The sequence below is a fragment of the Mucilaginibacter aquaedulcis genome (assembly GCF_030409325.1).
GTDB classification, from domain to species: domain Bacteria; phylum Bacteroidota; class Bacteroidia; order Sphingobacteriales; family Sphingobacteriaceae; genus Mucilaginibacter; species Mucilaginibacter aquaedulcis.
The window spans coordinates 1,854,850-1,875,851 of the sequence record NZ_JAUFPR010000002.1; the positions used below are offsets into that span (position 1 = coordinate 1,854,850).

The 21,002-nt window shown below is 40.5% G+C and carries 19 protein-coding genes; 11 read left to right on the plus strand and 8 right to left on the minus strand.

The window, feature by feature from the left end:
• The first annotated feature begins 98 nt into the window (after window positions 1–98).
• The 9 genes from QWZ01_RS12115 to QWZ01_RS12155 all read left to right on the plus strand — a co-directional run bounded on the left by QWZ01_RS12115 (window position 99) and on the right by QWZ01_RS12155 (window position 6,359).
• A complete protein-coding gene (locus QWZ01_RS12115) occupies window positions 99–1,184 on the plus strand; it encodes a Glu/Leu/Phe/Val family dehydrogenase (RefSeq protein ID WP_290323594.1) in 1,086 nt (361 codons plus the stop codon).
• 48 nt (window positions 1,185–1,232) lie between these two features.
• A complete protein-coding gene (gene nusB, locus QWZ01_RS12120; protein ID WP_290323595.1) occupies window positions 1,233–2,180 on the plus strand; it encodes a transcription antitermination factor NusB in 948 nt (315 codons plus the stop codon).
• An 11-nt stretch (window positions 2,181–2,191) separates the two neighbouring features.
• Entirely contained in the window at window positions 2,192–2,647 is a 456-nt protein-coding gene (locus QWZ01_RS12125) for a DUF1573 domain-containing protein (protein ID WP_290323596.1), read from the plus strand.
• A gap of 14 nt (window positions 2,648–2,661) precedes the next feature.
• Window positions 2,662–2,991 (plus strand): preprotein translocase subunit YajC, encoded by a 330-nt coding sequence (gene yajC, locus QWZ01_RS12130; RefSeq protein ID WP_290323597.1) that lies wholly within the window; start codon window positions 2,662–2,664, stop codon window positions 2,989–2,991.
• A gap of 172 nt (window positions 2,992–3,163) precedes the next feature.
• Complete coding sequence (locus tag QWZ01_RS12135) at window positions 3,164–4,111, plus strand: CdaR family protein (RefSeq protein ID WP_290323598.1); 948 nt, start codon at window positions 3,164–3,166, stop codon at window positions 4,109–4,111.
• Window positions 4,111–4,707 carry a dephospho-CoA kinase gene (coaE, locus tag QWZ01_RS12140; protein WP_290323599.1) on the plus strand — a complete coding sequence of 199 codons (597 nt, stop codon included), beginning with the start codon at window positions 4,111–4,113 and terminating at the stop codon, window positions 4,705–4,707. The genes QWZ01_RS12135 and coaE overlap by 1 nt, the downstream gene beginning before the upstream one ends.
• Window positions 4,707–5,645, plus strand: coding sequence for an MBL fold metallo-hydrolase (locus QWZ01_RS12145; protein WP_290323600.1), 939 nt, complete (start codon window positions 4,707–4,709; stop codon window positions 5,643–5,645). Before coaE ends, QWZ01_RS12145 begins: the two co-directional genes overlap by 1 nt.
• A 1-nt stretch (window position 5,646) precedes the next feature.
• A complete protein-coding gene (locus QWZ01_RS12150) occupies window positions 5,647–5,820 on the plus strand; it encodes a C1orf53 family protein (RefSeq protein ID WP_290323601.1) in 174 nt (57 codons plus the stop codon).
• A gap of 74 nt (window positions 5,821–5,894) precedes the next feature.
• On the plus strand, window positions 5,895–6,359 hold the full coding sequence (locus QWZ01_RS12155; protein WP_353959399.1) for a MarR family winged helix-turn-helix transcriptional regulator: 465 nt from the start codon (window positions 5,895–5,897) through the stop codon (window positions 6,357–6,359).
• 58 nt (window positions 6,360–6,417) lie between these two features.
• Here the strand turns inward: QWZ01_RS12155 and QWZ01_RS12160 are convergent, their stop codons facing one another.
• The 4 genes from QWZ01_RS12160 to QWZ01_RS12175 form a co-directional block, all read right to left on the minus strand.
• A complete protein-coding gene (locus QWZ01_RS12160) occupies window positions 6,418–7,401 on the minus strand; it encodes an aldo/keto reductase (protein ID WP_290323602.1) in 984 nt (327 codons plus the stop codon).
• Window positions 7,402–7,518: 117 nt separating this feature from the next.
• On the minus strand, window positions 7,519–7,923 hold the full coding sequence (locus tag QWZ01_RS12165; RefSeq protein WP_290323603.1) for an EVE domain-containing protein: 405 nt from the start codon (window positions 7,921–7,923) through the stop codon (window positions 7,519–7,521).
• A gap of 59 nt (window positions 7,924–7,982) precedes the next feature.
• On the minus strand, window positions 7,983–8,366 hold the full coding sequence (locus QWZ01_RS12170; protein ID WP_290323604.1) for a hypothetical protein: 384 nt from the start codon (window positions 8,364–8,366) through the stop codon (window positions 7,983–7,985).
• Window positions 8,367–8,624: 258 nt separating this feature from the next.
• Window positions 8,625–8,990 carry a nuclear transport factor 2 family protein gene (locus tag QWZ01_RS12175; protein ID WP_290323605.1) on the minus strand — a complete coding sequence of 122 codons (366 nt, stop codon included), beginning with the start codon at window positions 8,988–8,990 and terminating at the stop codon, window positions 8,625–8,627.
• Window positions 8,991–9,218: 228 nt separating this feature from the next.
• Here QWZ01_RS12175 and QWZ01_RS12180 point away from each other — a divergent pair, with 228 nt between their 5' ends.
• Together QWZ01_RS12180 and QWZ01_RS12185 are read left to right on the plus strand one after the other, a co-directional pair.
• Window positions 9,219–11,552, plus strand: a complete 2,334-nt coding sequence (locus QWZ01_RS12180; protein WP_290323606.1) for a family 20 glycosylhydrolase — start codon at window positions 9,219–9,221, stop codon at window positions 11,550–11,552.
• Between the two features lie 587 nt (window positions 11,553–12,139).
• Entirely contained in the window at window positions 12,140–15,058 is a 2,919-nt protein-coding gene (locus tag QWZ01_RS12185; protein ID WP_290323607.1) for a glycoside hydrolase family 38 N-terminal domain-containing protein, read from the plus strand.
• Between the two features lie 170 nt (window positions 15,059–15,228).
• On the opposite strand, the gene QWZ01_RS12190 is transcribed toward QWZ01_RS12185, so the two are convergent.
• From QWZ01_RS12190 to QWZ01_RS12205, 4 genes are all read right to left on the minus strand, one after another.
• Entirely contained in the window at window positions 15,229–17,520 is a 2,292-nt protein-coding gene (locus QWZ01_RS12190) for a GH92 family glycosyl hydrolase (RefSeq protein WP_290323608.1), read from the minus strand.
• A gap of 65 nt (window positions 17,521–17,585) precedes the next feature.
• Complete coding sequence (locus QWZ01_RS12195) at window positions 17,586–18,992, minus strand: alpha-L-fucosidase (protein ID WP_290323609.1); 1,407 nt, start codon at window positions 18,990–18,992, stop codon at window positions 17,586–17,588.
• A 24-nt stretch (window positions 18,993–19,016) separates the two neighbouring features.
• A complete protein-coding gene (locus QWZ01_RS12200) occupies window positions 19,017–19,691 on the minus strand; it encodes a basic secretory protein-like protein (protein ID WP_290323610.1) in 675 nt (224 codons plus the stop codon).
• 116 nt (window positions 19,692–19,807) lie between these two features.
• Window positions 19,808–20,833: a LacI family DNA-binding transcriptional regulator gene (locus tag QWZ01_RS12205; protein WP_290323611.1), complete on the minus strand. Its 1,026-nt coding sequence runs from the start codon at window positions 20,831–20,833 to the stop codon at window positions 19,808–19,810.
• Window positions 20,834–21,002 lie beyond the last annotated feature (169 nt).

Genomic DNA, 21,002 nt, shown 5'->3' on the forward strand with positions numbered 1-21,002 from the left:
GCTTGTTCATTGCTTACTTCAACCGTAATAAACTTGGTCAGAATAAAAAAAACCTATACTTTTGTCGGGCCTTAAAACATTTTACTTGCCGTATACTAATGCCCGTTCAACAACAACCGGAACCCATATTTAATCAGCTCGACGCCTTCGGGCACAAAAAAGTTGTATTTTGCAGTGATCCTGATACAAATTTAAAAGCTATTATAGCCATTCATGACACCACGCTTGGCCCTGCCTTTGGCGGTACCCGCATGTGGCAATACAAAACCGAAGCTGATGCTTTGAACGATGTATTGCGTCTGTCAAAAAGCATGACTTATAAATGTGCCATTGCCGGGCTTAACATGGGCGGCGGTTATTCGGTAATTATCGGCGATTCGCGCAAGGATAAAACCGAAGCGCTGATGCGCAAATTTGGCCGGTTCATAAAAAACCAGAATGGTGAATTTATTACTGCCGAAGATGTAGGTACCAATCCACGGGATATGGAATACATCCGGATGGAAACCCAACACGTTACAGGTATTCCTGAAACCATCGGAGGCACCGGCGATCCTTCCCCTATTACAGCTCTTGGCGTTTTTATGGGTATTAAGGCTTGCGTAAAAGAGCAGTTTGGCAGCGACAGTCTCACCGGAAAATCAATTATAGTACAAGGTATAGGCCACGTGGGCGAAAACCTCGTACGTTTGCTTCGCGATGAAAACGTAAAAGTATATATCAGCGATATTAATGAAGAGCGCGTAGGCCAGATAGCCAAAAAGCATGGTGCCCAGGCAGTTTCAAACAACAACATTTTTGATATTGACGCCGATATTTATGCCCCCTGTGCTTTAGGCGGCACCGTGAACACTCAAACTATCGATAAACTTAAGTGCAGCATTATAGCAGGATCGGCCAATAATCAGCTGCTTGACGAAGAGCTGCATGGTCAGATGCTGGTTGAAAAAGGAATACTGTTTGCCCCTGATTATGTTATTAACGCGGGTGGTATCATCAACTGCTATTCGGAGTTAATGGGCTTTAGCAAAAAACGCAGCTTGCAATTAACAGAAAACATTTACGAGGCAACCCGTAACATTTTAAGACTTTCAAAATCAGAAAATATATCAACTATTAACGCGGCCAATAAAATTGCTGAGAAAAGAATAGCTGACATTAAAAAAGTAAAATCAACATATTAATATATATTTTAACCATCTGCACACAGGCAGAGCAAATCGTTCTTACACATGTTAAATAGAAGGCACCTAAGGGTAAAGGTATTACAAGCATTGTATGCATACCATCAATCAGATACCAAAGACATTAAACTACACGAAAAAAACATGCTTCACGGCATAGATCAGGTATATGAAATGTATATCTGGATGCTATCGTTAATTTCGGAAGTGGCCAATTACGCGGCAAACGATGCCGAAGAAAGGGCAAATAAGCATTTACCTACAGCGGATGACCTCAACGCTAATCTTAAAATTTTAACCAACAGATTTATCGTAACCCTTAACGATAATCGCGATTACTTAATTGCCTTAAAAAAGTATAAAGTAGAATGGCATTTTGAACCCGAACTTACCAAATCGTTGTTCACTATCCTTAAAAACGCTCCTGAGTATGCAGAGTATTTAGCAAAAACAGGTGATACTATACAAACCGATAAAGACATCATTAAATTCATTTTCAAGAAAGTAATTCTGAAATCATCATTGGCCGAGCAGGTTTTTGAAGATAAATTTATTTTCTGGCCGGTTGATCGTGATGTATTACAGGCGCTTATAGCAAAAACTTTCAAAAACTTTGCTTCTGAGGATGCTAAACAAAACCACCTTGCCGAAATTACCAACAACTGGACAGAAGACCGTGAGTTTGTTGTTGATCTTTTTGAAAAAAGCATCAGGTTTGATAAGCCTTACCAAGAATTGATAGCTGCTAAAACCCAAAATTGGGAACCTGAGCGTATTGCTATGATGGACACTTTATTGATGAAAATGGCTATTTCCGAATTTATCAACTTTACTTCCATCCCGGTTAAAGTAACTATTAATGAGTACCTGGAAATATCCAAAGAGTTTAGTACACCAAAAAGTAATTCATTTATAAACGGTATCTTAGACAAGATTTTGATTGATCTTAAAGCAGAGCAAAAGATCAAGAAAATAGGCAGAGGATTAATAGAATAATAACTACACTAATGAAAAAATTATTTTTAAGCTTAGCAGCTGCAGGCCTTTTATTTTCGGCTTGTAACCAAACCCAGGGAAATACCTCATCTGCCACCACCGGCGATAGTACAGCAAAACAAACTGCTGCCACAACCGCCAACGCGGCAACCGCGCCATTAATGAAGTTTGAAAAAGAAAGCCATGATTTTGGTAAAATTAAACAAGGCGATAAAGTAAGCTACGATTTTAAATTTACCAATAACGGTAAATCGCCGCTGATAATTACAGATGCAGTTGCAAGCTGCGGATGTACCACACCAGAGTGGCCTAAAACCCCGGTTAAACCAGGTGAAAGCGGTTTAATTAAAGTGATATTCAACAGCGCCGGTAAAACAGGCCTGCAGGATAAACAAATAACCATTACCGCCAACACCGTACCTGCACAAAACGTGGTGCACTTGGTTGGTGAAGTTTTAACGAAATAACAATTTAATTTAAAATGATAGCAACTATTTTATTACAAGCACCAGCAGGTGGTTCAAGCCAGTTTGGCATGTTAATACCAATGGTATTAATTATTGTGGTGTTTTACTTTTTCATGATCCGCCCTCAGGTTAAAAAACAAAAAGATCAAAAAAAATATGTTGAGGAGTTAAAAAAAGGTGATAAGGTAGTAACCACAGCAGGTATACACGGCCGTATCATTGACTCGAATGACACTACTTTTTTAGTTGAGGTTGATAACGGTAAAATCCGTTTTGATAAATCGGCTATTTCTTTAGATGCTTCAAAAGCGCTAAACACACCACCGGTAGCCGCAAAAAGCTAATTTGTATTGAGCAAAAACACGGAATGACTAAAAGATAAAGGCATCGTGTTTTCTATCTTAGGTAACTAAAAAATAAAAGGGCGAAAGGTAACAGGTATTTTTACCTTTGTCCTTTCGCCTTTAACCGTAAAAGTCCTTTGTGTTTTAATCTCCTTATCTTTCATCTACAGAAATGGCAATAGTAAAATTATCAGCAACAGAACGAAGGCGCCTATCGGTATTTTTTACCTGTTTGGTGCTGGCAGTTTTAGCATGGATATTTACTACGCTATCAAACGTTTATAATTATGGGGTTCAGGAAGTATTAACTTATAAAAACGCGCCTCAAAAACGTGCTTTTCACTCACTGCAACCTGATACTGTTAAAGCTACAGTGCAGGGTACAGGCTGGCAAATGCTTTTTTCAAGCATGAATAAAGAAAGCAAGCCCATAACAATTGATCTGGCCACGCTCGAAAACCGCAATTATGTGGTTCTTAGTTCCCAGCTAAAGCAAATCAATATCCGGAAGGAAGTTAACCAGCAAATAATATCTATTGACCCGGATACGTTATATTTCGACTTCTCAAACCGGTTGGTTAAGAAAGTTCCGGTACAGCTGATGCTTAACCTGAAGTACAAAAAACAATTTGCAGTATCAGGCAATATCATTATTAAGCCAGCCCATATCACCGTAAGCGGCCCTACTGACAGGCTAAAGGAAATAAGCCTTTGGAAAACCGATTCGCTGCAGCTGAAGGATGTTACCGAAACTATTAATACCAGGATAAACCTACAATCGGTTAAGGAAGGTAATTTAAACGTATACCCTAAAACGGTACAGGTTATTATTCCCGTTGATGAGTTTACCGAAAAAACACTTGACCTTCCCGTTAAACTGATCAATAATCATAATTACGATAATGTTAAGGTATTTCCGCAAAAGGTAAGAGTAACCTTCACCACCGCGCTGAGCAGGTATCCTGACATGACCGAAGATCTTTTTGAGGCCACTGCCGATCTGGACCTTTGGCGCGATCATGGCTACAAATCATTACCGGTAAAGCTTACAAGGGTTCCGCCGTACTGTAAAATAGTAAAGGTAAGTCCTGCCAATATTGATTTTATCATAAAAAAATAATGCTTAAAATAGGGTTAACCGGTAATATAGGCAGCGGTAAAACTACTGTAGCCAAAGTATTTGAGCTTTTGGGCATTCCGGTTTTTTATGCCGATGATGAGGCAAAAAAGGTTATGGTTACCGACGAGATCCTGATCAACTCTATTAAACAAACCTTTGGCGCTGGATCCTATTTTGATGATGGTACCCTAAACAGGAAATATATAGCTGGTATTGTTTTCAATAACGAGGCTGAACTGCAAAAGCTGAATGCCATTGTGCATCCTGCAACTTTCAGAGCTTTTGATAACTGGTTGCAGCAGATAAAACATGCTCCTTATGTTATCAAAGAAGCGGCTCTGATGTTTGAAAGTGCGTCATACAAAATGTGCGACCGTACCTTACTGGTATCGGCCCCCTTGGAAAACCGCATGGCCAGGGTTATGCAGCGCGACAATGTTTCGCGCGCCGAAGTTGAAAAACGCGAAGCCCGTCAGTTTACCGAAGAAAAAAAACGCCAGCTGGCCGATGATATTATTGTTAATAACGATTGGCAACTCGTAATTCCACAAGTGCTTGAGCTGCACACCTTATACCTATCGCTCGCAAAAAATTAATGATACTTGACGATTTTGTTCTGATAGATGAAAAGGGGCTGTATTGCAAATACGGTGATTTTTACCTCGATCCTAAATTACCCGCTACAACAGCCGTTATTACACATGCGCATGCAGATCATGCTGTGAGTGGCAATCATGATGTTTACTGCACCCGTGCAACTGCCAGCATCATGCAGCTCAGATATGACCGTACGGCGGCTAAGGCTTTTCATATAACTGAATATGACCAACGCTTCAACATCGGCCCTGTAAAAATAACTATGATACCGGCCGGCCATATGATGGGTTCTGCGCAAATATTAATGGAGTATGATGATACCCGCTACCTGTACACCGGAGATTATAAATTGCAAGACGATGATACCTGCGAGCCTATTGAATGGGTTGCAACCGATGTACTCATCACCGAAAGTACCTTTGCCGATCCGGCTGTTATACACCCTGACCCGGTTGAAGAGATAAAAAAACTAAACAGTATAAAAACCAATATCCTGTTAGGCGCATATGGCCTGGGAAAAAGCCAGCGGCTTATTAATCTTATCAGTAATTATGCTCCTCAAAAAAAGATATTGGTACATCATCGCATTATGCCCATTAATGCCATTTATGAAAAAATGGGCTTTAAATTGGGAGCTCACCAAATATATGGCCGTAAATTAATGAAGGTGCAGGACGAGTTTGTTTACATCGTTCCTCCTTTTACTTTTGATAGTTACATCAGGGCTACCGGGGTTACGCGTCTATTTGCCTCGGGCTGGAAAAATTTGCAGGTGAATCAGAGGGATACACTCTTTATATCAGACCATGTAGATTGGAACGATATTTTAGAAACTATTGCCCGCACCCAGCCCAAACAAATATGGACACTACATGGCGATGGTAAACATTTGAAGAACCATTTTAACAATGATGTTTTTGTAAAGCTGCTAAACTAAAATGTTACAGGAAGGTGTTGATTACTATATAAATGAAGATGGCAATTTTGTTTTTACAAAAGAGTATCACTTAAAACGTGGTTACTGCTGTAAAAACAAATGCCTGCATTGTCCATGGAATTATGGCAAAAGCGAGCAATCACCACCTAAGCCTGCACCAGATAACAGTAATTAATGTGAAAATAATGCACCCGGTGTGCACATTACGTATACCGCAAATTAAAAATAATTAAACATATTTGCATCTTATTGATTGTTACATATATGCGGATAGAGGACGAAATACAAAGCACTAACTTTGAAGATAACTATCATAAAGCGGCGATTAACATATCATATACCGCTGGCTGGTTAAGCAACTACTTTAAAGTATACTTTGATAAGTACAACATTACACAACAGCAGTTTAACATCCTAAGGATATTAAGAGGACAGTACCCTAAACCGGCTACTATTAATTTGCTGAAGGAACGCATGGTTGATAAAATGTCGGATGCTTCGCGCATTGTTGACCGGTTGATCCAAAAAGAGCTGGTTTCGCGCTGCACTAATAATAAAGACAGACGGGCTGTTGATATACGTATCAATGACCAGGGTTTAGCCATTTTATCAAAAATGGATGAGGAATTCAGAGCTAAAGAAATACTCAAGAATAATTTAAGCGAAGATGACGCTGCCATACTCAGCGATTTGCTGGATAAGTTGAGGGGGTAACAAAATAACATTCATGTCTGGCTACGCCGACATGAATGCTATGGCTAAAAGTTTTCTTCTAAAAATGGCCTCTTATCTTATTGTATATCTCCTCATTATACAATTTCTTTAATTGCTTGTGAATTTCTTCTGATAAATGCGGGAAATTTGCAGCCTCCACATTGCTGTTAACCTGCCCACTCTTTGACGCACCGGGTATTACAGTAGTTACTTCAGGATAATCCAATATCCACCTAATGGCCCATTGCGGCATAAGATTATCGGGCAGTATACCTTTAATTTTTTCGGACAACTTTACCCCTTCCCGAAATTCGATGCCTGAAAATGTTTCGCCGGTATTAAAGGCTTCACCATTGGCGTTGTAATTACGATGATCATTTGCAGCAAATTGCGTTTGAGCATTAAACTTGCCCGATAGCAAGCCGCTGGCTAAAGGTACCCGTACAATAATGGCTACACCTTTTTCTGCGGCCTTGGCAAATACCTCGTCGGCAACATGTTGCCTGAATAAATTAAAGATGATCTGTAACGATGCTAACCCCTCCTGTTCTAAACAGATCAATGCTTCTTCAGATGTTTCCACGCTGGCTCCAAAATGGCTTATTAATCCCTGCTGCTGCAAACTGCGTAAATTATCAAACACTTTCCCCGAGCGCATTTCTTCAGTCGGGATACAATGCAACTGCTCCAAAAACAACTTTGAAATATCCAGGCGTTTCAGCGAATCCTCAACCTGACGTTTCATGATATCGTAAGTGAAGTTTTGCGGCCAGCCATTAGGCTCATCTCCCCTGCGCCCCAATTTGGTAGCTACATAAACAGGGTGCTCAATGGTTTTCAAAAATTTACCAATTACGGTTTCGCTTACACCCATACCGTATACATCGGCGGTATCTAAAAAGTTCCCACCGGCACTGGTATATGTTTTTAATATATTGATGGCATCATCCTCATTCACATTTCCCCAGTCGGCACTGCCCAGCTGCCAAGTACCTAATCCAACTTCGGCAATGGCCTTTCCTTTAAAATCTCTATAATTCATAACTTGATAATGTGTTATGGTTGTGAAAGTACAAAGCCGCTTTAATGATCAAAACGGCTTTGCGATAAAAGAATTCTTAACTAAATTTATATTTTGCTTGCTTCACAAGCAGTTCAGTTAACTGCCAAGTTCTAATATGCGGTCAAACTCTTCACGTTTTAGGCCCATTACTGACAACCGACCCTGTTTAACCAGGCCAATATCCTTTAGTTGTTCATCGGCCTTAATTACCTCCAGTGTTACCGATTTTTTAAGTGTTTCAACCGGCGACAGATCAACCACAACCCAGTTTGGATCTTGCGTGGTTGGGTCCTGGTAAGCTTCCTTTACTACTTTGGCAATACCAACCACTTCTTTACCCTCATTACTATGGTAAAACAATACCAGATCGCCTTCTTTCATTTCTCTGAGGTTATTGCGGGCCTGGTAATTACGGACGCCATCCCAAAAAGTACGGCCATCTTTGTTAAACTTTTCCCAACTGTATTTAAATGGTTCTGATTTTACTAACCAATACTGCATAAGCTAATTCTGAATATTAATATTTAGTGTGCAAAGATGTTAAAAAACAGTGCTGAAACCTATAACTCAACCTGTATTTCTTTCCAGTCAATAGCACCTTGTATGTCTATCAAACAGGTTTTACTGTTCAATATTCCGGTTACTGTTTTAAATGTTCCGCTGGCATACAATTTACCATTCATCTCTTTCAATTCCTTAACAACTACTATCTCATTGGCATAACCTGCAGATAATTGATTGTTTATAAGGTTTGAATAAGCAAATACAAAACCCTTATCCGGTTTGGCCCCATAAAGTAGTTTTAGCTCCATGTTGATATAAATTTTATGGCCCTGGTATGTTACTGCATCTTTATTTGCACTAAATACGGGCGAAGCTGTTTGAGCAGATGCCAGTGTACTGATACCGGCTATCAAAATGACTAAAAGGATCAATTTTTTCATTCTTGTGTTTTTTTGTCTAAATTATAGTAAAAACCGGTTAATGGTTAGTGCTGCCGGTTAAGTGATTGTCATAATTATCTTATTATCATTTTGAATTTCTGGTTTAAACATACCGATTTTGCAAAAGGAGGCGAACTGGCTTTATGGCTCGGCCCTAATCCCAATAAACAATGGGGTATAAAATAAATTCACCTAAAACAAAAATCCCCGGCAACAGGCGTTACGGGGATTTTAAGTTTACAATTGGAGTGTCTTAATTTATGCTTGCATGCTGTAATGAAATCTTTCTGATATAATTCTTCCGTCTTCAGTTTCATAAACACATATTTCGTTCATGGTATCCCTGCCCATTCCTTTGTAGGTTACATCAATATCCATGGCACAGGCAAAAAAATCCCCGGTTACAATAGGGTCTGATATTATAACACTATGAATCTCCTCTACCATATCAAACCAAAGCTTATTTTTATTAATTACTGCGGCTTTACCTTCCGTCACTTCCATATCCGAGCCTTTTGGCTCGTGGCTAATAATGTCATCGGCATAAAGCTCATCTATGGCTTCAACATTTTTGCCTTCCCGGCAAAGCTGTATCAATTTATTGGCTACATCCTGCGTGTTCATAATTGGGAATTTAATGGTTATTGCTTCTCTTAAAGTTATTGATAAATTGCTCTATAACATAACACTGCATTTCATATTTAGATTAACATTTTTTCAATTTTGTTGTCACAGCAATACTTCTCCGGTCATTGTCAATTATTTGTTACATGAACCAATATCATGTAGGTTAAATTATTATAAAGTATTTTAGCAGAAAGCAATCCGGTTTAACCACCACTTACCCTCATCATGAATAAACATTATTTCTTACAAACCAAAACCCTTTTAGCTACTGTATGTGCCCTGCTATTATGTACATTCAGCATCAAAGCCCAAACAACCACAGATGATCCTCATTATGGCATTATCCCCGCTCCCGCTTCTATAACAAAAGCCCAAGGCAACTTTGTGTTTAGCCAGCTAACACAGATAAAAGCCGATAATATTAAGGACCGGAACGTTGTTTTCCTGAAAGATTTTCTTTTAAACAACAGGCACTTCAACAACAAACTATCCAAATACAATCCTAAAATAAAATCAAGCAAGGGCACTACTCTGATCCTTACTGCTAAAGGATCGGCAACGCTGCCTAAAGAAGGTTACAAGCTAACCATAACCCCACGCAGGATAACCCTTGTGGGTAAAGATGCTGGCTTGTTTTATGGCATCCAAACGCTGATGCAACTGTTCCCGGTTGAGGTTTCAGGTACCGAAAAATTACCATGCATTACCATTGAGGATAGCCCAAGGTTTGGTTATCGTGGTATGATGCTGGATGTATCGCGGCACTTTTTTACCGTGCCTCAGGTTAAAAAGGTTATTGAGCTGATGGCTGCTTACAAACTCAACAATTTTCACTGGCATTTGGTTGATGGTCAAGGCTGGCGCATCGAGATCAAAAAATATCCTAAACTAACACAGGTGGGAGCTTATCGCATGCAAACCATGTATGGCAACAACCGCGACTGGCCCGACTCACTTTCTTACGGTGGTTATTACACCCAGGATGATATTCGCGATGTGGTAAAGTTTGCCGCAGCACGTTACATCAACGTGATACCTGAAATTGAAATGCCTGCACATTCTGAAGCAGCATTAAGGGCTTACCCTGAATTGAGATGTGAACTCCCGGCCGATAGTAAAGTGCCGGCAAGAGAAGTAAATAACATCTACTGTCCTACTCCCGAAACATTTACTTTCCTCGAGAATGTACTGACCGAAGTAATGGAACTTTTCCCGAGCAAATTCATTCATATTGGCGGCGATGAAGCCAATAAAGAACCCTGGAAAGCATCGGCATTTTGCCAGAATTTAATTAAGGAAAAAGGCCTGAAGGATGAACACGAACTGCAAAGCTATTTTATACAAACAATAGAAAAATTCCTGAACTCCAAAGGCCGCAGCATTATTGGCTGGGATGAGATATTGGAAGGTGGTCTTGCTCCAAATGCCACCGTAATGAGCTGGACCGGCGAAGATGGTGGGATTGCCGCGGCACGTCAGAAACACAACGTGATCATGACACCGCAAACAACAGGTAACTATTTTGACCACTACCAAAGCGGCTCGCGGCAGGAACCTGTTTCGTTTGGCAGGTATGCTGCCCTGGATGAAACCTATAATTACGATCCGGTATCTAAAGAACTGACTCCCGATGAACAGAAGTATGTAATTGGTACACAAGGCAACCTGTGGACAGAATATGTACCAACCGTAGCCAAATTGCAATACCAGATTATGCCGCGCCTGTTTGCCCTGTCGGAAGTAGCCTGGAGCAAACCAGAGAATAAGGACTATACCAATTTTTCTGAAGTAAGACTGGCTAAACATTTTGAAAGACTGGAAAACCTCCATTATAATTACCGGGTGCCAACCGCGCTTACGGTTATTGATACCATGGTTTTTGGTGACAAATTTACTTTTGCACCTAAATCGGTAGTACCGGACGCTAAAATTTATATTACCTACAATGGCCGCGACCCACTCGATACCGATTGGGAGTACACATCGCCGGTTACTATTACAGTTCCGCCTAATGAAAAACGAGAGTTCAAAACAAGGGTAATCACCCCATCGGGCCGCCGCAGTATAGCCACTCGTATCCTGATGTATAACAGGGGGCTTATACCAGCAGCTAACTATACTGCTAACAAAGTCGGACTAACCTGCAAACTTGTTAAAAGCAAATTTACAGCACCCGACCAGCTTGATTATGCAGTTGCAACTGTAAAAGATTCTGTAGTTGCTGATAAACTTAGTGCCGAAGCTTTGAAAAAGGAAAACCCCAATTTCGGACTATTATTCAACGGATATATTAGCATTCCGGCTGATGGAGCTTATAATTTTTCGCAAGCCTCTTACACCGATACTGAAGTATTTATTGATGGCGAGAAAATAACCGAGGCTGAGCCTGCCATGCCGCTGGCTAAAGGCTTTCACAAAATAAAAGTGAAATACATTTATAACGTTCCTGCACCTATACCTGGCCAATACAGGGTAAGGCAAACTCCGCTACGTGTTTTCATGAGCGCTCCCGGAACTGTTGGTAAAAAAGAAATAGACCCCGCTACATTGTTTAATTAAAAATCAAACTGCTAAACAACAAAGCCCGTTATATCACTATAACGGGCTTTGTTGTTCATAGCTCTATGTTCCTCAATATATTTTATAGTAATTAATAAATAAGTATAAATAAAAAAAGAGCTAACCATTTTCGGTTAGCTCTCTCTCACTTTAACAAATTAACAAACTTCCCTAATCAGGGATATCTTAACATTCGTCTTCACTGGTATTATCTGCTATAAAAAAGCCAAAAGCCGAACTTCCTAATAATGCGATCAATAAGACTATCATAATGTTTAGTTTTAGGTAGGTAATTAACTCTTAATTAACTACAAAGCATATTTACAATGGTTTTAATAATTGTCATTATCACATTTTCAGCAATAAAACAGCTTATATATTGCAGATTAACACATTCATAGCCTTAATTATTAAGAAAATTGAATCTTTATTTTCCTTTTAATGATTGTTCATTTATGATATGCTTTTATTAAGCCTCATACTACAGTATTAATAATTGGGTTTTAGCTTGAATAATCCACTTTGAAAGTATATGTTTGTACATACTAACATATAAAACTGTAGCCATAATTATTTGAAATTTAAGGATGAAAAAGCTCTACAACAGACAGGTATTTCGCTTCGCGGCTCTTCTACTTTTTATTGGGACAGCCGCCCTAAATGCCAACGCTCAAAAAGCCAGCCCTGCGTTTACCTCAGTCACCCTGCAACCCACGGTGGCCTATTTAAAATATCATGGAGAAAGCAGGCGTATGGCCCGGCTGTTGTTTAAAAATGGCAAAAGTTATAATGCCGCTGCAGCAGTAGTTTCATTTAATGGCCATACAGAAAACATTACCATACCGGCAAGTACCGATGGTTTAGATGTTTTTGAAGTAGCCTTACCCGGCTCACCTATAAAAATAGCTACCCAAGCTACCCTATCCTTAACAGCGGGTAAACAAACTTATGTGGCCCGCTGCATTGTTGAACCGGCCCGTACCGATTGGAGCGTATATGTATTGCCGCACTCGCACGTTGATATTGGTTATACCAACACACAAGCCAAAGTATTGAAACTGCACATAGATAACATTGATGAATCCATTGATCTGGCCGAAAAAACACAGAATTACCCTACCGAAGCTCGTTTTAAATGGACTACCGAAGCCATTTGGGTGGTTGACAATTACCTTAAACTGGCCAGCCCGGAAAAAAAGGCCCGCTTTTGGAATGCCGTTAAAAAGGGCTGGATAAACCTGGATGGCGCCTATGGCAATATCAACACCAGCATGACTGATTCGCGCCAGCTGATGCAGATGTTCTCCAAATCGCAAAAATTGGCTAAAGAGCAAGGTATTGAGATACATACCATGTTTCAGGGTGATGTACCGGGAGCTTCATGGGGCCTTGCCGCCCAGAGCGAGCAAACCGGTATCAAATACTTTTTATCAGGGCCAAACGCGTCTGACCGAATAGGTAACCTGGCTAAGTGGCAGGATAAACCTTTTTACTGGTTGTCGCCATCGGGCAAGCAAAAATTATTATTCTGGCAGTGCCAGCCTTATTCTATCGCGTACCGGCTTAAAGGCTCCAAGATCCCGAACTTTTTCACTATTGACGAACCTAAACCTTATTATACCGGGCATCCTACAGAAAATTTCCTGAACCCCTACCTGTTTCAATACCTGGGCGATCTGGAACAAAATAACTTCCCTTATAACATGTCTATCCTTACCTGGGCCATGAGCGATAACGCCCCTATTGACCCTGAGTTACCGGATGCTGTTAAAGCCTGGAACGAGCATTATGATTCGCCCAAGCTGATCATTACCTCAGTGAAACAATTTTTTAATGATCTGGAAAGTAAATACAAGAAGGATATTCCATCTTTCACCGGCGATTATACCGAATACTGGACAGATGGTGTATCATCCGCAGCTAAAGAAACCGCATTAAGCCGCAGCACATCAGACAGACTGAAACAAACCGGAGCCATATGGGCTATCCGTAACAAGCCAGCATATCCTGTAGTTGATTTTGATGATACCTGGAAGAATCTGTTATTATACAACGAACACACCTGGGGAGCGTATAACAGTGTTGGCGAACCTGATAACGAAAAGGTGAAAAGTGAATGGGTCGTTAAACAAGGTTATGTGCTACGTGCCGAAAAACAGGTTGACTCACTAATGTCGGCAGCCTTAAAACCTGCATCTGTCAAAGCCAACATCATTGATGTTTATAATACCACAGCATGGCCTCGAACCGATGTGGTTTATGTATCCGCAGCATTAAGCAAAGTTGGTGATCTGGTAAAAGATGCTGCCGGTAAAAAATTGCCCTCACAACGCTTAAGTACCGGCGAACTTGTTTTTGTAGCCGATGCAGTACCGGGGATGGGTAAAAGTACTTACAGCATTAACCCAGGAAAGGCTTTCTCTGCTAAAACAGCTGTGAGGGCAACAATTAACACTTTAACAAACGGTATTTATACCGTTACGGTAGATGCAAAAACAGGTAACATTGTTAAATTAACCAAGGCCACATCCGCCACCCGCAACTACGTAAAAGCTGATTCGGCAGGGCTTAACCAATATCTGTATATGCCTGCTGATTCGCTCAAAAATCTGGTGAGCAGTGCAGACGCAAAGATCAGCATTAAGGAAAAAGGCCCGCTGGTTGTTAGTTTGCTGATCAAATCGGATGCACCAGGCACCAAAGGTCTTGTGCGCGAAGTGAGATTAGTTAATGGGATTGATAGAGTTGAACTGATCAATACTATTGATAAAACCGCCATCAGGCGCAAAGAGAGTGTGCACTTTGCCTTCCCTTTCAATGTTCCGGAAGCACAGGTACGTTACAGCATTCCATGGGGTAGTGCCCGTGCCGAGGCCGATCAGCTGCCTTATGCCAACCATAACTGGTTTACCATGCAGCGCTGGGTTGATTTATCAAACGCAGCATACGGCATTACCTGGACAAGCCCTGACGCACCTTTATTTGAAATAGGAAATATCACTACAGCCAATTTACTGGGTGGCCTGCATCATTCACCACAATGGCTTTCGTTCACCCCGCAATCGTCAAACATCTATTCGTGGGTGATGAATAACCTTTGGCACACCAATTTCAGGGCCGATCAGGAAGGCGATGCTACCTTCCATTACTTCATCCAAGCTCATGATGGCACTTTTGACAGCTTTAAAGCCAACCAAACCGGCCTTAATGATCATCAACCCCTAATAGCTACAGCCGCTACCAGCGACGCTGAAAAGGGCCTTTTCTTTAAGATCAATAGTAACCAGGTTTACGTGGAAGCTATCAAGCCAACGGATGACGGCAAAGGTGTTATCGCCCAATTGGTGAATAGTGGCGATACCGATGCTGAATTAAGCCTTACACCAAATAATGTTGCTGCCATAAAAATCTGGGAAAGCAACCTGATGGAAGATAAACTAAAAACTTTAAATGAGCACTTTACCATTCCGGCTAAGGGAGTGATAAGCGTTAGGGTTGAGAAGTAAGGTTCAAATACCAAACTCTAAATTCTGAGTTATCAGATTTTACAGATTTACGAAGTTTTGAAAACTTCGTAAATCTTCCTTTCAATTGGATTTTACCCTATCTTTTAATAACACAAAGGGCCCGGATTATAATAATCCGGGCCCTTTTGATTAGAGACTTTATGAAAAACCTATTTATGTTTTGATCCCATGTAAAAGGTGATCTCCCCGCCGTTTAAAATATCGGCATGGCTAATGAATAATTGATCAAGTGTTTTTCCGTTCAGTACCATTTTTTGTACGTATACATTTTTGGCGCTTTGGTTTTTAACATTAATGGTGAAAGTTTTTCCGTTATCAAGGTTAATTACCGCTCCGTTAACAGCAGGGCTACCGGTTGAGTATTGGTCAGAACCAGGAACAACAGGGTAAAAACCTAAAGAGCTGAATATATACCAGGCGCTCATTTGGCCGGTATCATCATTACCGCCTAAACCATCAGGTGTTGGTTTGTACATGCGTGGCAATATCATGCGGATGCGCTCCTGGGTTTTCCATGGCTTGTCGGTCCAGTTGTACAGGTACGCTACGTGGTGCGATGGTTCGTTACCATGCACGTAGTTGCCAATAATACCATCGCGGGTAATATCCTCAGTTTCGGCAAAGTATTTATCTGGAAGGTTCATGGTAAACAACGAATCAAGGTAGCCTACAAAACGTTTGTTGCCACCCATCAGCTTGATAAGACCTTCCGGATCTTGCGGAGCAAACAGTGTGTAGTTCCATGAGTTGCCTTCAATAAAACCCTCGTTAATAGTGCTCAGCGGGTCAAATTTCTGACGAAAAGTTCCGTTGGCCAACTTAGGACGCATAAAGCCCGCTTTGGCGTCATACACGTTTTTATAGTTTTGCGAGCGCTTGATGAACTCCTCATAAATATCATTGCGGTTCAGTTTTTTAGCCATTTGTGCTATGGCCCAATCATCAAAGGCATACTCTAATGTTGACGATACAGACACACCGCTTTTATCATCAGGTATATAACCCAGATCTATATATGAACCTATACCTTCATAATCTCTATGGCGGGCAGTAGCCACACAAGCATCTAAGGCTTTATTGGCATCAAACGGAGCGTTGCCTTTTACAACCGCATCTGCTAATACCACCACGCTATGGTAACCGCTCATACACCAGTTCTCATTACCTGAGTTTGACCATATGGGCAGCATTTTTTCAGGGCTTTGATCAAAATGCACCATCATGGATTGAACCATATCGGCGTTACGTTTAGGATCAATAATGTTAAACAGCGGATGCAGGGCACGGTAAGTATCCCACATTGAGAAAGTGGTATAGTTGGTAAAGCCATCGGCCTTGTGCACATTTTGATCAAGCCCTTTGTATTGGCCATCGGCATCCATATAAATGGTTGGGTTGATCATGGCATGGTACATGGAGGTATAAAAGTTCTCCTTAATTTCTTTGTTGCCTTGTATTACAATTTTGTGCAATTCATTTTCCCATTGCTGCTGACCATCGGTCTTCACTTTATCAAAGTCCCAGCCCGGTATTTCGGTACGCATGTTGTTCAGCGCGCCATCCATACTTACCGGCGAAATAGCAAACTTGATCTTGATCTTTTCACCTTCTTCTGTTTTGAAATCGAAGTAGGTTCTTATCTGCTTACCGGCTATCTCCGGGAAGTTTTTAGTTTGATTGAATTTACCCCAGAAACCGCGGTACACTTCGCCCTTATCATATTTTTTGTAGCCATGTTGTAAAAATGGTTTAGAGAAACTCATGGCAAAATATAGGGAACGCGTACGCGCCCAGCCGTTGGTTTGTCGATAACCTATAACGGTGGAATCATTTAAAACCCTTACATAGGTCCAAACGTTTTTATCAGGGTAGTTATAAATACCGGCCATCAGGTCCAGTATGATATGCGATTGGTCTGACTTAGGGAAAGTATACTGGTGAAAACCTACACGGGTGGTAGTGGTCATTTCGGCAATGATATTGCTTTCATCCAGCTTTACTTTATAATAGTTGGCCTGGGTAACCTCGTTCTGGTGCGAAAATGCCGAGCGGTAACCACTGCCCGGTTTATCAGCCGTGCCCGGGTTTAACTTTAAAGCACCAACAGTAGGCATGATCAAAAAATCGCCCAGATCAGAGTGACCCGTACCGCTGAAATGGGTATGGCTAAAACCAACTATGGTTTTATCATCATACTGATAACCTGCGCAGTATTTATATACATCAGGGTTGTAATGTCCGTTAAGTTCATATCCGGCAGTATCTGTTTCCGGGCTTAACTGTACCATGCCAAAAGGTACGGTAGCACCCGGGTAGGTATGTCCCATGCGCTGTGTACCAATAATGGGATTAACATATTGTACCAGTTTTTCTGCCGGGTGGGTTTGGGCACCCGCCATTGCGGCGGTACCTAATAAAAAAGCAGTGAATAAATGTTTCATTTTATATAATTAGTTTCCCAATCAGGGGAAATGGAAAATCTTTGCTTTGCGTTGCTACCTGATAATTATCTTCTTTCGTTGTAAACGCCTACCTCGGCAATTGAAACCTGATGATCTGCAGCATCAACCGATACACGTACCTTACTGGCCCAAACACGATCGAAACGGAATATCTTGATCCTGTTTTTATTTTCGCCCGAAAATATCGGTTTCCAAACACCATTATCATAATACTCAACCCGTAATTTGGTTATGTTCGGTTTTGTTTCGGCAATGGCAATGGCATTAAATCCTTTATCCTTATCAAAAGTGATCTCATACCATGGATTCTTGACCGTTGGATTTGATACCCACGATGTTCTGAAGTTGTCATCATTCGCAAAATCCATGATCTCAGAATCATCGCTCCAGCTTGAATTAGCAAACTGATTTTTAGCCAGGTTTGATGAAATGATAGGGTCATCAAGCTTTGGTAATTTAGCAACCGGGCCTTCATTTTTCCACATCTCCCCTATTTTTTTGAGGGCTGCCAGTGCATTGTCATCAATCAAGCCATCACGATTAGGGGCCACATTTAATATGAAGTTACAATCAACGTTATTGAACGGAATAATATTGTCATTTACCAGTTTTACAGGATCTTTTACCTCATCTGTCGGATCAGATAAATTCCAGAACCAGTGCTTTTGTAAAGGATAGCAGGAAAGCGCCGGCATATTGTTATTTTCTTTGGAGATATGCTGACCAGCACCCTGCTCGTAAGTTTTTATATCAGTATAGTACATGCCTTCGGCAGGGTATTTTGCACCGTTCAGATCCATTACCAGGCAGTTTGGCTGTAATGATTTTACCAGGCGATATATCTCCTCAAAAGGCACATCATCATAAGATATTCTTGACCATGGTGCATCCCAACCGTCAATGATCAACGCGCCGATATCGCCATATTTAGTAAGCAACTCAGTAATTTGCGCCTTGATCATATCAATATGCTTATGCGTTATTGCATTAGGGCGCAAACGGTGATGAGTGTCTAATATAGAATAGTACAAAAATACTTTTAATCCGTTAGCCCTGAAAGCATCTGCATATTCCTTTACCACATCCCTTTTAAGGGGGCTGTTCATCACATTGTAATCTGTTGTCTTGGTATCCCAAATACAAAAACCGCTATGATGTTTGGTAGTGATACACCCATAGCTCATATGAGCTGATTTTGCCGCCTTAGCCCATTGATCGCAATTAAGCTTCGTTGGGTTAAAAATAGCCGGTGATGCTTCCGGATCGGCCCAATCCTGATCCATGTAAGTTGGAATATTGAAATGGATGAACATGCCAAAACGCAGATCAACAAATTCTTGCTGTAATTGTGCAAGTGGCTTAACCGGTTTATTGCTTTGCGCGCTTAACACTACTGGCAAAACACAAAGGAGTGCTATCCAGATACTTTTTATACCGCTTGTAAATTTCATAATCAATCTAAAGAATTGTTAGGCTTAAATAGTTGGATTGGCCGCGTAGGCAGTCCAAAGTTCATCTAATGTTTTACCGGTTTCCTTTTTCCAGCTATCGTTAGTAAAAGTATGCTCACGCAGTTGTTTATCCAAATCTTTTACCAGGTTGGGTTTTATTCCTTTCTCAATCCACACTAAAAAACGGGCCGTAATACGGTAACTGTTTTCATAGCTTTGGGTAGGCTTAAAAGCAGGCAGCGTCCATTTTGCACCCGGGTTATCTACACCAAACTTGTAACGGGCATAATCGGCTATACCTTCGGTTAACCAACCCGGACCATTGTTATCATGACCGTAATCCTGCACAATGTGCATTACTTCATGAGTAACCACATCAATATCATGCGAGTGTTTGGTCATATATTTTGAGCTGAATACAACCCGGCCATTGTCGGTAGCAGCAACACCATCATAAGCTGTATCAATAACAAAGGTTACGCTTTTGGCAGTTTTTTTATTGTATTCCTTTGCCAGTTTAGGATAAACCTCATAAAAAGTTTCAATTAATTTGGTTTTCAGTTCGGGGCTAAATGCGGCGTCCTGATTTTCAAAGGTTAGTTTGTAGCCTTTTTTATTAAAAACTTCGGCAGACTGCGCATGGCTTTTTTCCGCGAAAACAAGTGCGATGAATGCACCTAAAAGAAATACTTTTTTCATTGAATGTATAAGAGTTAGAATGTAATGCAATTTAAACCTATTTATTAAGTAAAACGTTTTATCAAACTTAGAGAATTAATCTGTTTATTTATTGTTTCCAAAACAAAAACTTTAGTTTAATTTTTAAGTATGGTTGACCCTCTTTGTATCAACTGAGAAGGTATCTGTAATTTCACCTTTGATATATCATACCTATCAGGATTCATTTGTGATAACAACAGATCAATTGCCGATTTTGCTATCTCATAAGTTGGTTGACGAACAGTAGTGATGCCCGGTGGATATAAGTTAAATATTTCATCATCATCAAAGCTTACCATTCCCAAATCATCAGGGATGCTTAGTTGTAGTTCTTTAATACATTCCAGGCCCATAGTTCCGAGATAATTGGTAGTAAAAAACACCGCATCCATCTGTTTTTGTTTCCCTATGAATGCTTTTATAGAATTTATGGCCTCTTCTTTACCAGCCTGAAAAGGTAGTTTAAATACCAGCTTCTTTTCCTCTTTAACACCATTAGCCTTTAAAGCATCTCTGTAACCCTGCACCCTGTCCTGTAGTTGGATCAGATCAAGATCGGCTGTTATCAGGCCCACCTTTTTGTATCCGGATTGCAAAAGATGGTCAACCGCGTTGAATGCGCTGTTATAGTTATCAACCAGCACATGTGGAATATCCAGCCCAGGAAAATAGCCATCAATTAATACTACCGGTCGCTCATTTGCAATGAGGTTCTGGATATCTTTTTCCAATCCTTTCATTGGGGTAACTATATAACCATCAACCAATTGGTGTGATAGCATTTTAATTACATCTTTTCCTTTCTGAATATTATTGTTTGTGCTGCAATAAATTATCCTGTATCCTTCTTTCTCAGCCTCTTCTTCTATCACCTTTGCCATTGCTCCAAAAAACGGACCTCCAATAGTTTCTACAATTAAACCAATTACTTTTGATACCCCTGTGCGCAAGCCTACAGCCATACGATTTGGCTCGTAACCATTTTTAGCAGCTACATCCAGGATCTTTTTGGAGATCTCTTTACTGATGCGCCCTTTGCCATTTAAAACGAAAGATACCGTTGTTATTGAGGTGTTAGTAAGTTTGGCGATATCCTTTATGGATATTTTTTTATTGATCATTATGTAGGTTTTCTCTTGGTTTTTTAAGGCTTATATATCAACAGCAACAGGCATAGAAAATGCGCTACCGGTTTAAGAGCATAAATTTATAATAAAGCAGCATATATTACCATTCTATCTTAAACATTATTAAGGTTTAAGCGCATTTATATTACAACAATTGATAAAA